The sequence below is a fragment of the Sodalis sp. RH15 genome, from assembly GCF_047324255.1.
Classification (GTDB): Bacteria; Pseudomonadota; Gammaproteobacteria; order Enterobacterales; family Enterobacteriaceae; genus Acerihabitans; species Acerihabitans ligni.
Genome location: NZ_CP178738.1, coordinates 2565398 through 2580505, shown reverse-complemented (window position 1 = coordinate 2580505; position 15108 = coordinate 2565398). Strand labels below are relative to the sequence as shown.

Here is a 15108-nt window from a genome sequence, read left to right as displayed (position 1 = left end):
CGTTAGCCACTCTCGTGATAGGCCTGCGTGAAGGCCTGGAAGCCGCGCTGATAGTCGGCATTATAGCGGCGTTTCTGCGCAAGAACGGGAAACGCCTGACGGCCATGTGGATTGGCGTTGTTTTAGCGGTGATACTTTCCATCATCGTCGGCGTCGCCCTGGACCTGGCCGAGCAGTCTTTGCCCCAGGCCCGCCAGGAAGGTATGGAGTCGGTTATCGGCGGCATCGCGGTCTTTTTCGTCACCGGCATGATAGCCTGGATGAATGCCCACGCGCACAACATGCGACAGCAGTTGGAGGCGGAAGCGGCGAACGCCTTAAGCCAGGCCAGTGCCTATGCCCTGGCCAGCATGGCGTTCCTGGCGGTGTTGAAAGAGGGTTTCGAAACCAGCGTATTCCTGCTGGCGACGTTCTCGGTGGCGCAATCGGCGCAAATGGCCGTCGTGGGCGCCGTGATCGGACTGCTGATGGCCGTTATTATCGGCTGGGGCATCTATATCGGCGGCGTGAAAATCAATCTTTCGCGCTTTTTCAGCCTTACCGGCGCCTTCCTGATTCTGGTGGCCGCCGGGCTGGTGATCTCTTCCCTGCGCACGGCCCATGAAGCCGGCTGGCTGAATGTCGGCCAGCAGACGGCGCTGAACCTGTCATGGCTCGTTGCCCCCGGCACCATACAGTCGGCGCTGATTACCGGCGTACTCGGTATACCGGCTGACCCCAGACAGATTGAGGTCGCGGGCTGGCTGATTTATCTCATCGCCGTCGCCCTGTTTGTCTATTGGCCGTTGTCCCTGCGTCCGGGGCCGCGTTTATCCGCCCGGCTCCGGATCACCGCCGCCGCCGCGCTCGCCGCCGTGGCGCTGGCTATGTTCCTGCTTTATCCGGAACCCCGTCCCGCTATAGCCGACCAGGCCACGATACTCGCCGTGGCGGACGCCGATCCCCAGCCCATCGGCACCCTTCGCCTGGACGCGGCATCCGCGGATTCACCGGCTACCCTCGAAATCTCTACCCGCGACGGGCAAAAGAAAACGCTGATCTTACGGTCAGACCAACGCAAGCAGGAGAACTATGAAGGCATCGAGGCCTCCGTATGGACCCTTAGCGACGCCAGCCGGATGCCGGATTCGCCCTCCTCGGTAAGTCTCGATGACGTCGTCGCCCTTAATGGCGGACGGATCCCCATCGGTCTCAATCCCCAGCAGCATCCGGGGCCTTACCGCGCGGATCTGTCGATGAACTGCTCCACGCGGGTCTGGATTGCCGATGGCGTGCTGCTGGACGCGAACACCAGCGCCAGTAACGTACTCACGCTGTCCGGCAGCGGTCTTCAGACGCCTCGTACGCTGATGATCAACGATACCGGCGCCCCCTCCTCCGCCTGTCACTGGCAGGTGGATGAGGCCTACCGGGACCAGGCCGTCGCCGCGCTGAATCTTCTTGCCTCCGCGCGGGATGAGCGGCAGTTCTGGGCGGTCGCCGTGCCGGTCGCGCTGGCTATCGCCGCGATCCTCCTTATTGTTTCCGCCGGCCGTATTCTAATCCGGCTGTGCCGCGTCGCCAAAGCCGACACCGCCGATTCAAAACCACCGTGCAGTCTTAATGCCGATAATCTCGATTAATAAAGGAGCAACACATGCCGCGTACCCACCTTCCGTCACGTCCGTTCATCGCCACTGCCGGTCTTACGACGCTTATCCTGTTTTCCAGCGGCATCTATTCCATTGATGCCTTAGCGGATACTTCCCCGGCGCCGGTAAAAAACGGCGTCTCCCAGGTGAAGATCACCATGACCGGGGACAATGACGGCACCTGTGTTCTCGACCATAGCGTCGCCAAGGCCGGTCCGGTGACCTTCTCGGTCACCAACAAGACCGCCACTTCCATCACCGAGGTTGAACTGCAAAGCAACAACCGCATACTGGGGGAGAAAGAGAATCTCGCCCCCGGGCTGCCCACCGTCAGCTTTACGCTCACCCTTGACGGCGGCGCTTATCAGATTTATTGCCCCGGCGCCAAACAGGAAATGGTGAACTTCAAAGTCACCGGCAAGAGCGCCGCGCGGCCCACCGGCAGCACGGCATCGATTCTCGCCGTCGGCACCAAAGGCTATGCAACCTACGTAAACGGCGTGGTGGATGATATGAAGACGGCGGTGGACCGGCTGAAAACCGACATTGACGCCGGCGACCTCGACAAGGCCAAAACGGATTATCCGCAGGCCCGTCCGTTCTATGAACGCGTTGAATCGGACGTGGACGGTTTCGTTCTGCCCGGCTTCAAAGCCACCGACAATGCGGGTAATCTCGATTACCTCATCGATATGCGCGCCTCCAACCTTGATCCCAAGGTAGGCTGGCACGGCTTCCACGCCATCGAACGTGACCTGTTCCAGAACGGTAAGATAACCGACGAGACCAAACAGCTGGCGGCCGAATTGCAAGCCAATGTCATCAAGCTCGACAATGTCGTGAAGTCCCTGAACTACAAGCCCGAAGATCTCGCCAACGGCGCCGCCGACCTGCTTGAAGAGGTACAATCCACCAAAATCAACGGCGAAGAGGAAGCCTTCAGCCATTACGACCTGGTGGACTTCGCCGGTAACGTCGAAGGGGCGCAGCAGGCCTTCGCTTTTCTGCAACCCGGTATGGAAAAAATTGACCCCGACCTGACCAAACAGGTCAACGCCCAGTTTGCCGCCGTGCATACTCTGCTGGAAACCTATCGCGACCCGAGCGTACCCGGCGGTTATAAACTCTATACCGACCAATTGAAAGCCTCCGATGCCACCAAACTCAGCAAGAGCATCCAGGCCCTGCAGGAACCCTTGTCCAAAATTTCCGAAAAAGTCGCCACCGCAGGCAAGGAGCATAAGCTATGAGTGAAAAAGACGCCCCGGCCGATAAGCCGGCCGGGGAGTTTTCACGCCGTGATGTGATCCGCGGCGCCGTCGTCGGCGCCCTGGGCATATCCAGCTACGCAGGCGCCGCGCAAGCGGTGCCGTCCTCTTCGGAGGACAGCGTGGACCTGTCCCGGTCCCACGCCTTTTACGGCAACGCCGAACAGGCGGGCATCCGTACGCCCCCCCAGCGCTACACCTTCTTTATGACATTTGATTTGACCACCACGCAGCGCACCGAGCTGCAGGTGCTGCTGGCGCGCTGGTCGGCGGCCATCGCCCAGTTGACGAAAGGACAAACCATCGGACAGGTGGAACCGGTGCGGGATTATGGCGTCGGTTTCGATACCGGCGAGGCCTTAGATCTCGGACCCGCCTCCCTGACGGTGACGGTGGGCCTCGGGCTCAAGGTCTTCACCGATACCTATGGTCTGGCGCAGCATAAACCCCCGCTCCTGCGCGAGCTCAAGCAATTGCCCAGCGATGCCATGAAGCCGGAACTCACCGGCGGCGACCTCTCATTGCAGGCCTGCGCCGACGACCCCCAGGTGGCTTATCATGCCATCCGCGATCTGGCCCGTATCGCCAAGGATACCGGCGCCGCGTCAACCCGCTGGACGGTGATGGGATTCGGCCGCGCCTCCGCCGGTAAAGGCCAGTCCACCCCGCGCAACCTGCTGGGATATAAAGACGGGACGCGCAACATTATGGAAACCGCCGACTTTGAAAAATTTGTCTGGATTAAGGATGGACCGGCCTGGCAGCGCTATGGCAGTTATCAGGTGGTGCGCAAGATTCAGATGCACATCGAGAACTGGGATACCGACCGGGTCAGCAACCAGAATGACGTCTTCGGCCGCCACAAGGTTTCCGGCGCCCCGCTCTCCGGCATCAAGGAGTTCGATACGCCGGATTTTCAAAAGACCGGCGCCGACGGCAACCTGGTGATCCCCGCCACCGCGCATATTGCGCTGGCCGCCCATGAGAATAACAACGGCTTGAAAATTCTGCGGCGTTCATACAATTACACTGACGGCATCAATAACGTCGGGCTGCTGGATGCGGGATTGCTGTTTATCAGCTACCAAAATGATCCGGCCGCCTTCGAGACGCTGCAAACCAAGCTGGGTGCTTCCGACGGCCTGAATGAATATATCTCCCATATCGGATCGGGGATATTTTTCGTCCCCCCCGCCCCGCCCGTGGGGTCCTATATCGGCGGCAGTCTGTTTGTATAACGGCTGGCGGCCCTCTCAGGCCGCCAATCTTTCTGACCACGCTTACGGGCCCGGCGCCACAAGGCAGCCGGGAGGCGAATGTTCAACCACCATTGTCATCCCGCCGCCGGATTCGCCGCCGATGCCGATGCCTCGCAAACAGCGCAGCAGCAGCAACATATATTCCTTGCTGTTCATAACCAGGCCTCCCTTTGAGCAGCCGTAGACAGGGAATCATGAGATACAGGTTCCAGTCGCTTAATTTTCATCCAGGGAACACCCCCCGCCCCCGACGGCACACATTCCCTTGCACCCTCCTCACCCATCCACATCATCCTACAAAATCCCGTTCTGTGCGCTTGATCTAAAATCTGTTCCGAATAATAAGATATATCTACTTATGCGATATATCTTCAAACGTCGCTGCGCGTTGTCTTAGTCAGTAGTGGCAACGCCATATCCCTATAAAGGTGAACCGGCCCGAGATATTCGCCGGATCCGAAAACTGACGTTGTATTCACTGAAAGAGAGAGCCTAACCATGCAGCAGATCATGCAGCAGATCGACGATGTGGTCCTGAATCCGCCCTTTAATGTGACACGGGCCAGTCACGTGGTACTTGACGTCCGCGATCTTGAGGCCAGCAAGCACTTTTACACCGAACTCGCCGGCCTGGCGGTAAGCGACGAGGACACCTCGGCCGTCTACCTGCGGGGTCTGGAGGAGCGCGGCCACCACAGCCTGGTGCTGCGCAAATCAGCTGACAACACTTGTTCCCGCATCGGCATGCGGGTCCAGAGCGACGACGACATTCTCAAGGCGCGTGACTATTTCGGCAGCCGCGGTATCGAAGCCCGGCTGGTGGAGGTGCCCTTTCAGGGAAAGACACTGCATGTATCCGACAGCATCGGCGTTCCGCTGGAGCTGTGCGCCGCCATGGAACCGCGCGAGCGCCTCTTCAAGCAGTATTACCGCTACCGGGGCGCCGGCGCCCAGCGCCTGGACCATTATCAGCTTCAGGCCGCCGATGTGCGCAAGGCCTTGCAATTTTACCAGCCCCTGGGATTTCGCGTCAGCGAATACACCTACTCGAAGACGGATGACGGCGGCGAACATCTCTGGGGAGTCTGGCTGCAGCGCAAAGGCAATCCCCATGACATTGTCTTCACCCATGGCCTGGGACCGCGTCTGCACCACTTCGCCTATACCCTCCCCGACACCAACGACATGATCCGCGCCTGCGACGTAGCGGGGTCGCTGGGGTATGCGGCCCGTCTTGAACGCGGCCCCGGCCGCCACGGCATCAGCGGCGCTCTGTTTATCTATTTTCGCGATCCGGACGGACACCGTATCGAACTGTTCAATACCCACTATCAGCACATTGACCTGGAACCGGCGGTGGGCTGGGATCTGGCCAACCCGACGCGCGCCGATCAATGGGGCATGCCGGCACAGAATAAGTGGTTCGCCGAAGCCACGGCGTTTACGTCCGTCACTCCCGAGCAACCCGACGTCAAGGTGGATCCGCCGACGCTGGAGCGGTTCCTTGGCATGGCCAGCGATGCATGAGCATCCCGCACCGGGATCTATAGCCTGGATAATTCGATGACGGGTACCAACGGAGCTGAGCGCTTTCAGCTGCTTATCATGATCTCTATACGGCGGCGGAAAGCGGGCGCAGACAATAGCAACGGGGATAAAAGATCATGGCGACGTTAATAAAGAGTCCGATTTTCAGAATACTGGTGGCCTACGCTCTGGGGGTAATGGCCGCGATGACCGTGAGCGAGGCCGTTACCGAACTGGGCTCTATCGCCCGGGAATTCCATGTCTTTGAACACGGCCAGATTGGCCTGGTTATGTCGCTGCCGTCGCTGATGGTGGCCTTGGGCGCCTTATTGGCCGGTTATATCGTGGACCGCGCCGGTGACCGCATCGTGCTGCTGTGCGGCGCCATGGTTATGGTCATCGGCAACGTCTGCGTAGTCTCGGCGCCGGCCTTCAACCTGCTGCTGGCGGGCCGGGCCATCACCGGCATCGGCTATGTGCTGACGGCGGTGGCCGCCGTTACCCTGCTTATACGCATCACCACGGGCAAGCAGCGCACCATGGCCATGGCATTGTGGTCTACCTTCGTCCCCGCCAGCTTCCTGCTGCCGTTTCTCTCGGCGGGTCTGGCGGCACATTTCGGCAATTGGCGGGCCGCCTTTATCGCCCACTCGTCGCTAACACTGATACTGGCTTTTTTGGCCCTGATAAGCCTGCCGCGCCGAACGGCGGAGGAAAAAAACCAGTTCTCCCGCACCCGGGGCCTCAGAACGGTATTGAAAAGCCCCCTGCCGTATCTGCTGGGGATCTCCTTTGGCGCCGACGCCTTTTTACAAACCGGCATGATCTCCACCCTGACGCCTTACCTGTCGAGGATTTACGGCGTCAGGGAATTGGAAGTGGCCCATTGGAACGCCGTGGCCATGGTATGCAACGGCATCGGCTGTCTGATGGTGGGCGCCTTGCTGAACCGTGGCATTCGAGCCGTTGCGATAGCGTCTGCCGGCCTTTTGCTGGCTTGCCTGTCGGGGCTGGCCCTTTATACGCTGCAAACGGGCTTTATCTTTTCCATTCTGGCGTCCTGGGTATTCATGTTCGGCAGCGGCCTGCTGGTGGGCATGTGGGCCCTGGTGCCCGTTGTCGCCCCTTCCCGTGAAAGCATCGGCGCCACCAGCGGCCTTATCACCCAGCTCACCCTGGTGGGCGTTTTCCTGGGGCCGCCATTGTTCATTGCGGCGCAGAATGCCGAGACCCCATATGCCTCGGCGATACTGGTTATCGCCGGCCTGGCGGTATGCCTGACGGGCATACCCATCTGGCTGCGGGATCTCCGCTACGGCGTCCCCGCCGGCGGCAATGCCCCTGAGGGGGGAACCCTTAAAGGGCACAGCTGACCGCGCCGAGTTTCATCCGTGCCTGGTCTTATAAGAGACGTGTTTCATAAGCCCTGTCTTTCTTGAGCAAGCGCTCTTTCAAGACAGCGCCTATCAAAAAACCACAAGAGGAAGCCATCATGTTGGATATCGCCATCATCGGCGCCGGCCCGGCCGGCCTGGCCACGGCCCTGCGTCTGCATCAGAAGGGTTTTCGGCCCCGGATTTACGAAGCCGTCCCCGAGCTCAAGCCCTTGGGGGTCGGCGTTGACATCAAACCCTATGCCGTCAAGGAAATCACCGAGATGGGCCTGTTGGAAGAGTTCAAGGCCGTCTCGGTGGAGGCCAGGGAGTCAATCTTCTACACCGGCTACGGCCAGCAGATTTTCAGCGAACAGTGTGGCCGCTATATGGGCTACGAACATGATCAACGCTTCGTGCACCGCGGCCGGCTGCAGATGATGCTTTACCAGGCAGTGCTGGACCGGCTGGGAAAAGAGGCGGTTACCCTGGGCTGCCGCTGCACAGCCTTTGAGCAGGACGGCGGCGGCGTGACCGTCCATTTCGACAACGCCCTCAATGCCGCGGCGCCGAAAAGCCTGCGCGCCGACGTGGTGATAGGCGTCGACGGCATTCGATCGGTGGTGCGCGGCAAGCTGCTGCCGGAGTCGGAACGCACGTTCTTTTCCGGCCTGACGCTGTATCGCGGCGTCACCGTCATGCCCCCCATCAAGACCGGTGGCAGCATATTGCATATCGGCGATCCCATCCGCCAAGGCACTCTAATAGTCTATCCAATCCAGGATAACGTCGACGGCAATGGCAGCCAGCTCATCAATTGGGTGGTGGAGCAGGACGAGAAACCCCAGAGCGAGGAGGATTGGAACCAGGAGACGGGCGTTAAGGACATCGAACATGTCTTTGACGACTGCAAACTGGATTTCCTGGATATTGGCGAAATGATTCGCAACGCACGGGAATGCTATTTATTCCCGCTTATCGATCACGACCCGCTGCCGCAATGGACCTTCGGCCGCATTACCCTGCTGGGGGACGCCGCCCACGCCATGTATCCCCGCGGCGGCAACAGCGTCTGCCAGGCGTTTGTGGATGCCCGCGTGGTGGCTGAGAAGCTTGCCGACATCACCGACCCGGCGCAAGCCCTCAAAGCCTACGAAACCGAACGCCGCGAAAAGGTGAACTGGCTGGTAATGGCCTCTCGCGGCGAAGGCCCGGAAGTGGTGCGCCGTATCGTTGAAGAGCGCAGCGGCGGCAAGCCTTTCGACGACATCGAGAACATCTTCCCGTACGAAGAGGCCCTGTCCATATTCAGCGAATACCACGCCAAGGCGGGGATGAAGATTCCCACCCTGAAAGACGGCGTTGAGCCCGGCAAATACAAATCGGTTTTTAACACACAACAATAAAACAAAAATTTCAATGGATTTCCCAAAGGTAAATCAGTCATTCACTCAAGAGAAAGGATGTTGTTATGAGCAAAATTGTAGATTCCAACATGCACTGGCTGCCCGGCGACCTGTTCTCCGATAAGAACCTGCTCGACTCGTTCCTCGATTGCGTGCCCAAGCAATACGGCGTGCATACCCGCGTGGAGCAGATAGAAGGCAAAAATCTTCGCCAGCTTATCATTGAGCAACCCAAGGGCTACCAGAATCTGAACTATGCTGAAGGCCAATACACGTTGGAAAGCCAGCTCGCGGATATGGAAAAGGCCGGCGTGGACCACGCTATTTTCCGTTTGCCGGTGTGGCAGGAATGGCTGGATCTTGAGACCTGCAAAAAGGTCAACAACCGCATGGCGGAATACGTCAAACGCAGCGACGGCAAGATGTCGGCCCTGGCGGTGGTGCCGCCCTGGGGCACCGACGGCGCGCTGCGCGAAGTTGACCGCTGCCTGAATGAGCTGGGCTTTCGCGGCGCGCAGATAGTCGCCCACTATGGCCAGATCTACCTGGATGATCCGGTCTTCAGGCCCTACCTCAAGTACCTCAACGATCTTAACGTGACGACGGTGGTCCATCACACGCCGCTTCCGGTGGATTATCACTCGGTGCTGCCTTATACCAACCAGCGCCGCCAGTTCGGCCGCTGCATCGACCAGGCAACCGCCGTAGGCCGCGAGCTGTTCAGCGGCATGTTTGACGAACTACCCAACCTGAAATTTATCCACTCCATGCTGGGGGGGGCTTTTTATGCCTTCGCCGATATGCTGGTGCCGCCGAAGAAAGAAGAGTTCAAAGACGCCGTGGATCGCTTCCAGGCAGGCACCGGCAATCTGCGGGATCATCTGAGCAACAACATTTTTTTTGATATTTCCGGCGCGCCGCAGTGGGGCAAAGCCCAATTGGAAGCCGCGGTAAAAGTGATCGGCGGCAAGAATATCCTCTACGGCAGCTCCTATCCCATCCGTAAGGACTGGTTCTTCCAGGGAATCGAAACCATACAAGGACTGGATATTTCTGAACAGGACAAGGCCGACATCCTTGGCGGCAACGCCGTGCGCATGTTCAATCTGTAAAGGCCCCTCCCGCCGCCAGGCGGCGGGAGGCGATGCCTAATGGCATCGCCACGGATCCTGACCGGTACAGCACCTCACTATGGAGGCTTATTTTGCAGCAGCCCAAATTCGCTACCTTCTCCTGGGCCAATGGCCGTTATACGGGTTATGGCCTGGTCACCCGCCAAGGAGTGATTAATCTTTATCAGCGCGTCGGCAAGCGCTGGCCGACGCTCAAGGACGCCATCGCCGACGGCGCCCTGCCGCTGCTGGCCGGCGAGGCCATGGGCATGAGCCCGGATCATGCCTTGGACGATATCCGGTTTGACAAACCTATTCCCAACCCAGGTAAGATTTTATGCGTCGGCGTCAATTACCCCAACCGCAATGCCGAATACAAGGACGGCCAGGCCGCGCCGGACTATCCGTCGCTGTTCGTGCGTTTTCCCAGGTCTTTGACCGGCCACCTGCAACCGCTGCTCAGGCCGCCGGAAAGCGAACAGCTCGACTATGAAGGGGAAATCGCCGTCATCATCGGCAAGGGCGGCCGCCGTATCGCCGCAGGCGAGGCCCTTTCCCATATCGCCGCCCTGACGCTCTGTAATGAAGGTACCGTCCGCGACTGGGTGCGCCACGCTAAATTCAACGTGACCCCGGGCAAGAATTTTGAAAGATCCGGCGCCATGGGACCCTGGCTGGTGCCCTATTCCGACCCGGCCCAGCTCGCGGATATCCGCCTCACCACCAAAGTGAACGGCGAGCTGCGTCAGGATGACCGCACCAGCCGCATGACCTTTTCCGTTGCCTGGATTATCGCCTACATTTCCGCCTTCACCACTCTTGAGGCGGGGGACATCATCATTACCGGTACGCCCACCGGCGCCGGCGCCCGCTTTGATCCCCCCCGCTGGCTCAGGCCGGGCGATGTGGTGGAGGTGGAAGCCGAGGGTATCGGCGTGTTGCGCAACACCGTTAGCGACGAGGAGTAGGACATGCTGAGCCAAATCCAGATCCAACGCGCCGTGGAAGCGCTGGACCATGCCGAAAGGAGCCGGGTGCAAACCGGACTGCTCTCCCTGCAGCACCCACAGATGACCCTGGACGACGCCTACGCCATCCAAGGGGCCTGGGTGAAACAGAAAATGCTTGCCGGCCGCAAGGTTTTCGGCTGGAAGATAGGACTGACTTCCAAGGCCATGCAATCTGCCCTGGGCATCGACACCCCGGATTCCGGCGTACTGTTCGACGACATGCTGTTCGAGGACGGCGCCGCCATTGCGCCGGAACGCTTTATCCAGCCGCGCATCGAGGCGGAAGTGGCCTTTGTGATGAAAGCACCCCTCAAGGGGCCCGGGGTCGGCATTATCGATGTGCTGAACGCCACGGCCTATGTGGCGCCGGCTCTTGAAATCCTCGACACCCGTATTCTGAGAAAAGATCCGGCCACCGGCCGGACCCGCACCATTATGGATACGGTGTCCGACAATGCCGCCAACGCCGGCGTCGTGCTGGGAAGTCAGTCCTTCAGGCCGGACAGCGTGGATATGCGCTGGATGGGCGCCATTGTTTCACGGAACGCCGCCGTGGAGGAGACCGGACTGGGGGCCGGGGTGCTGAACCATCCGGCCCGCGGCGTTGCCTGGCTGGCAAACCGCCTGGCCCGGTATGGCGATAGCATCGAAGCCGGACAGTGGGTGCTGGCCGGCTCGTTTATCCGCCCGGTGGAAACCCGCCGCGGCGACACTATCATCGCTGACTTTGGCCCCCACGGCACCGTCAGCTGTTTTTTCCAGTGAGGTCTCCCATGTCAGCCCCCATCAATACCTTCAAACAAGCCTTGGCGGAAAAACGCCCCCGGCTGGGACTTTGGCTGGCCCTGGCCAGCCCCTACACCGCCGAAATTTGCGCCGGCGCAGGATTTGACTGGCTGCTGCTGGACGGCGAGCACGCCCCTAACGATATACCTCTGCTGATGGGCCAACTGCAGGCCCTGTCCGGCGCCCCCGTCCACGCCGTGATCCGCGCCCCCATGGATGCGCCCTGGCTTATCAAGCAACTGCTGGATATCGGCGCCCAAACCCTGCTGATTCCCATGGTGGAAACCGCGGAACAGGCCCGTGCGCTGGTGCGGGCGGTGCGCTATCCGCCGCTCGGGATCCGCGGCGTCGGGGCGGCCCTGGCCAGGGCATCAGCCTTTAACCGACTTCCCGATTATCTGCAGACCGCCAATGATCAGATTTGCCTGCTGGTGCAGATTGAGAGCCGCGCCGGCCTGGAGAATCTGGATGACATTGCCGCCGTCGAGGGGGTGGACGGAGTGTTTATCGGCCCGGCGGATCTCGCCGCCGACATGGGCTATCTGGGCCGGCCCGGCGCGCCGGAGGTACAGGACGCGGTGGAAGCGGGCTTGAAACGCATTTTATCCCGGGGCAAAGCCGCCGGTATTCTCACCGCCGACCCGGAATTGGCGGAGCGCTATCTGGCGCTGGGAGCCACCTTTGTGGCGGTGGGCAGCGACGTGGGCCTGCTGGTGAAGGCCACCGGCGCCCTGGCCGCCTATTTTCGGGACAGACTGAGCGCGTAATCTTCTTGCAGACCATCTCATGCCGGCGGCTCGCCGGCCATTCCGCCCTACGCTTTCGGCATGGTCCGGCTTTGGCGCCAATTCACTTCCAGCACCTCGCGCACCGCCGCTTCCTCCAGGTGGCGCACCATGATCTCCTGCATCTCCTCCAGTTTTTCCTGCCGGGAGGAGGTGACCGTTATCCTGAAGACGCCGTCCATCGCCTCCATGCGCACCTCGCCCATGCTCATCCGGAACTGGCCGCTGGTTTTATCGGTTACCACCGGCGTACGGTGCTGGAAGTGGCTGCTTAGGCGGCGCAGGAAACGATCGGCATTGGGAGTGGCGATATCGGCAACGCTCATAAGGGTGGCCTCGCCCAGCGGCGGGGCATTGAGCAGCTCTTCGAGCTGATCGGCGGCGGCATGAATGACGGCCGCCATTTTCTCCACTACCCCCTCGCCCACCGGCGCCAGCTTGATGCGCAGACTCAGGGCCCGTTTGAGGTGATCCATGGCATCGACGATCTGCTCGGGGGATTTGCCGTTGCCCTTGGGCACCACCCGAGCCAACAGCATTTCGGTCACCGCTTTATTGGCGGCGAGAAACGATCGGCCGCCGTCGGTAATGGTGTAGCGCTTGCGCCCGCCCTTCTCCAGATCGATCACCGTATAGCCCCGGTCATAGAGCCAGGTCAGCGTCGGGTAGATTACCCCGGGACTGGGCTTGTACAGACCGCCGAAGCGCTCTTTTACTTCATGGATAAGCTCGTAACCGTGGCTGGGCTGCTCGGCCAGCATGGCCAGCAGCAGCAGGCGCAGTTCCCCATAGTCGAAAACCCGGCCGCGATGGCCGCTTTTGCCGTTCTTTTGTCCTGCCGCAATGGCTTCCTCATCGCCCTGACCGGGTGTGGTCATGGCGGAGCGGCTTGTCTGCACCATCTTGCCCTCCCTTTAAAATCCTTAAAATATAACTGGATATTAAATATATCTAAAGGCTGTGTATACCTTGTTATAGCCTTTTCAGTCATTTTTCGAGATTTCACTCCCTTGTTTGACGATAGCTCAGCGGGCCAGCACCGCGATAAAATCACATTGGAACCTGATATTGCCGGTAAAAGTACCGTCCAGGGCATGGCGCGCCGGACGCGATTGAGGGTCGGGAAACAGTTGTTCCCAGTGGCGGTTGACGATGTCTCGCTGGGATTTGTCCTGCATCCACAGGGTGACCTTAACGATATCTTCCAGGCCGCCTCCCGCCGCCTCAACGATGGCGCGCACGTGCCCGAACATCAGGGCGCACTGCCGGTCCGCATCCGCCGGCACTTCCTGGGTCTGCGGGTCCCGACCGTAAATCACCGCGGAATAAAGCATCTGTTCGACCCGGCAGGCGGCGGGAATGGGGTTGGCATGGGGAAACCCGTCCACATAAATACTTTGTCTTCTCGGCATACTCGCTTTCCTCCAGTGCAAAAGGCTCCGCTTCCCCCCGATGAAAATAAACCGCGGCGCAAGCGGAACCGGTGCGGGCGTCAGTAATCGCCCTCGGACATCATCTTGCCGAATTTATATACCAGCCTCAAACGCTCGGAACGGTAATTACCCGTGACTTCGTTGGGTGAATGGACAATGTCATATTCGAACTCCAGATGCAGCCGTTCGGTGATGTTGTAGCCGAGGATCATAAAGGCGGCATTGACATTCATGGCCGGCAGCGGGTAATAGATGCCGGGGGAATCCTTCAGCTCCAGCCGGGTCACGCCCAGTACCGCCAGGGCTTGACGGGAATGGTAGGCGTAGCGTAACGCCAGGGCGGTGCCGGGCTGGTTAACGGTGACCATGGACACCAGGGGCTGTCCGCTTTCCAACGGCGTATTGTCGTAGATACCGAAGGTGTAGGGCGCGAAAAAGCCGCCGTTCAGGAAGGCGCCGTCCCTTTCAGGCACCCGGCTGGCGACAAAATAGACATCATGGCTGCCCGATCGCGCTCCTATCCTGGCCGAATAAAGACTGGTATCAATGTTCTCGTAGGGAAATGCCTGATCCGAGGCATCCCATTCATGAACATATTGGGCGCCCCAATAGGGCGTCCAGGAACCGACTTTCAGGCTTTGCACCGGGATTTCGGCGCCGGCGAAGGCCAGCTGGGCGCGTTTGTCGAAGTTGTAATACCAGGCTTCGGCCTTGGCATGATAGAGCTGTCCATAGCGCAGCCCCAGGGTGGTAAAGCCATTACTGTCCACTGAAGGGATGCTGGTATCCGTGATTTCCGGCGACCCGGTATCCCCCCGGCCAAAGTAATCGGCGCTAAAAGGCTTGAAGCGATAAATTCGATAGCCATAGAATTTAATGTCCGGATTGATGGGCAGGCTGTAGCTGCCGCCAAGCCCCTGAAAAAGGGCCGGGATCATGGTCCACCCCTGCCCGCTGTTGGCAAAGGGGGTATCCAGATTCATGCGGCCGGCCTTCAGATCCAGGCCATAGCCCTGATAACGGAGGTAGGCCTTGCCCAGCACGGTGACATTATCCGACGGCAGGTAAGGTTCCACCTGGGCGGTGTCCGACGGATTCAAGCCCAGGTTATAGGCCCCATACCCCGCCAGCCCGAAACTGAATCCCTGGAACGCGGGGCTTTGATATTGAATATCACCGCCGAAAGAATGGGTTCTCCTGTTTGACATCTCGCTGCTGCCGTATTCCTGGAAAAAAGTCATGGTCTTCCCCTCGCCATACAGCGATCCTTGGGATAACCAGTCGCCAAAGGAATCAGCTTCTGTCGTGGGGGGTGACGCCTCGGCAAAACAACGACCGCAAAACAGTGCCAGAGGAAATATAATCAATGCCGCAACCTTGGATACTCTTTTAATCTCCATTGCCTGAACCTCGTTAATGGTGGTTTTGGTGATTTTCAGCATTCATTTCTTCATTACTGCCCGGTCTTTTTGCGGCATGGGGAAGCCGCCAGCTTCGTTATGGAAACTGGGTTTTCCC

Annotated in this window: 14 protein-coding genes; 10 read left to right on the top strand and 4 right to left on the bottom strand. The window is 59.6% G+C overall.

The genetic code is table 11. The features are described from left to right. The first annotated feature begins 14 nt into the window (after positions 1-14). Genes efeU through ACL2XO_RS11945 form a run of 3 tightly spaced genes read left to right on the top strand, consistent with a single transcriptional unit; the run spans position 15 to position 4137 of the window. A complete protein-coding gene (gene efeU, locus ACL2XO_RS11955) occupies positions 15-1622 on the top strand; it encodes an iron uptake transporter permease EfeU (RefSeq protein WP_413742790.1) in 1608 nt (535 codons plus the stop codon). 14 nt (positions 1623-1636) lie between these two features. Beyond that, entirely contained in the window at positions 1637-2881 is a 1245-nt protein-coding gene (gene efeO, locus ACL2XO_RS11950; protein ID WP_203521912.1) for an iron uptake system protein EfeO, read from the top strand. Continuing rightward, positions 2878-4137: a Dyp-type peroxidase gene (locus ACL2XO_RS11945; RefSeq protein WP_413742789.1), complete on the top strand. Its 1260-nt coding sequence runs from the start codon at positions 2878-2880 to the stop codon at positions 4135-4137. Before efeO ends, ACL2XO_RS11945 begins: the two co-directional genes overlap by 4 nt. Before the next feature lie 42 nt (positions 4138-4179). Here ACL2XO_RS11945 and ACL2XO_RS11940 read toward each other — a convergent pair whose 3' ends face one another. After that, on the bottom strand, positions 4180-4314 hold the full coding sequence (locus ACL2XO_RS11940; protein ID WP_413742788.1) for a hypothetical protein: 135 nt from the start codon (positions 4312-4314) through the stop codon (positions 4180-4182). A 342-nt stretch (positions 4315-4656) separates the two neighbouring features. Here ACL2XO_RS11940 and hpaD point away from each other — a divergent pair, with 342 nt between their 5' ends. From hpaD to hpaI, 7 genes are all read left to right on the top strand, one after another. After that, positions 4657-5685 carry a 3,4-dihydroxyphenylacetate 2,3-dioxygenase gene (gene hpaD, locus ACL2XO_RS11935; RefSeq protein ID WP_413742787.1) on the top strand — a complete coding sequence of 343 codons (1029 nt, stop codon included), beginning with the start codon at positions 4657-4659 and terminating at the stop codon, positions 5683-5685. Positions 5686-5822: 137 nt separating this feature from the next. After that, positions 5823-7058 carry an MFS transporter gene (locus tag ACL2XO_RS11930; protein ID WP_413742786.1) on the top strand — a complete coding sequence of 412 codons (1236 nt, stop codon included), beginning with the start codon at positions 5823-5825 and terminating at the stop codon, positions 7056-7058. Positions 7059-7177: 119 nt separating this feature from the next. After that, the gene (locus ACL2XO_RS11925) at positions 7178-8464 is read left to right on the top strand and encodes an FAD-dependent monooxygenase (RefSeq protein ID WP_413742785.1); all 1287 of its coding nucleotides are present in this window, start codon (positions 7178-7180) and stop codon (positions 8462-8464) included. Positions 8465-8529: 65 nt separating this feature from the next. Beyond that, positions 8530-9576, top strand: coding sequence for an amidohydrolase family protein (locus tag ACL2XO_RS11920; RefSeq protein WP_413742784.1), 1047 nt, complete (start codon positions 8530-8532; stop codon positions 9574-9576). A 32-nt stretch (positions 9577-9608) separates the two neighbouring features. Beyond that, positions 9609-10544, top strand: coding sequence for a fumarylacetoacetate hydrolase family protein (locus tag ACL2XO_RS11915; protein WP_413742783.1), 936 nt, complete (start codon positions 9609-9611; stop codon positions 10542-10544). A gap of 3 nt (positions 10545-10547) precedes the next feature. Then, positions 10548-11351, top strand: coding sequence for a 2-oxo-hept-4-ene-1,7-dioate hydratase (gene hpaH / locus ACL2XO_RS11910; RefSeq protein WP_413742782.1), 804 nt, complete (start codon positions 10548-10550; stop codon positions 11349-11351). An 8-nt stretch (positions 11352-11359) separates the two neighbouring features. After that, positions 11360-12139 (top strand): 4-hydroxy-2-oxoheptanedioate aldolase, encoded by a 780-nt coding sequence (hpaI, locus tag ACL2XO_RS11905; protein WP_413724043.1) that lies wholly within the window; start codon positions 11360-11362, stop codon positions 12137-12139. 47 nt (positions 12140-12186) lie between these two features. Here the strand turns inward: hpaI and ACL2XO_RS11900 are convergent, their stop codons facing one another. The 3 genes from ACL2XO_RS11900 to ACL2XO_RS11890 form a co-directional block, all read right to left on the bottom strand. Beyond that, positions 12187-13059 carry a DUF2218 domain-containing protein gene (locus ACL2XO_RS11900; protein WP_413724042.1) on the bottom strand — a complete coding sequence of 291 codons (873 nt, stop codon included), beginning with the start codon at positions 13057-13059 and terminating at the stop codon, positions 12187-12189. 123 nt (positions 13060-13182) lie between these two features. Then, a complete protein-coding gene (locus tag ACL2XO_RS11895) occupies positions 13183-13569 on the bottom strand; it encodes a RidA family protein (protein ID WP_413724041.1) in 387 nt (128 codons plus the stop codon). A gap of 80 nt (positions 13570-13649) precedes the next feature. Further along, positions 13650-15032, bottom strand: a complete 1383-nt coding sequence (locus tag ACL2XO_RS11890) for a hypothetical protein (RefSeq protein WP_413742781.1) — start codon at positions 15030-15032, stop codon at positions 13650-13652. Between the last annotated feature and the right edge of the window lie 76 nt (positions 15033-15108).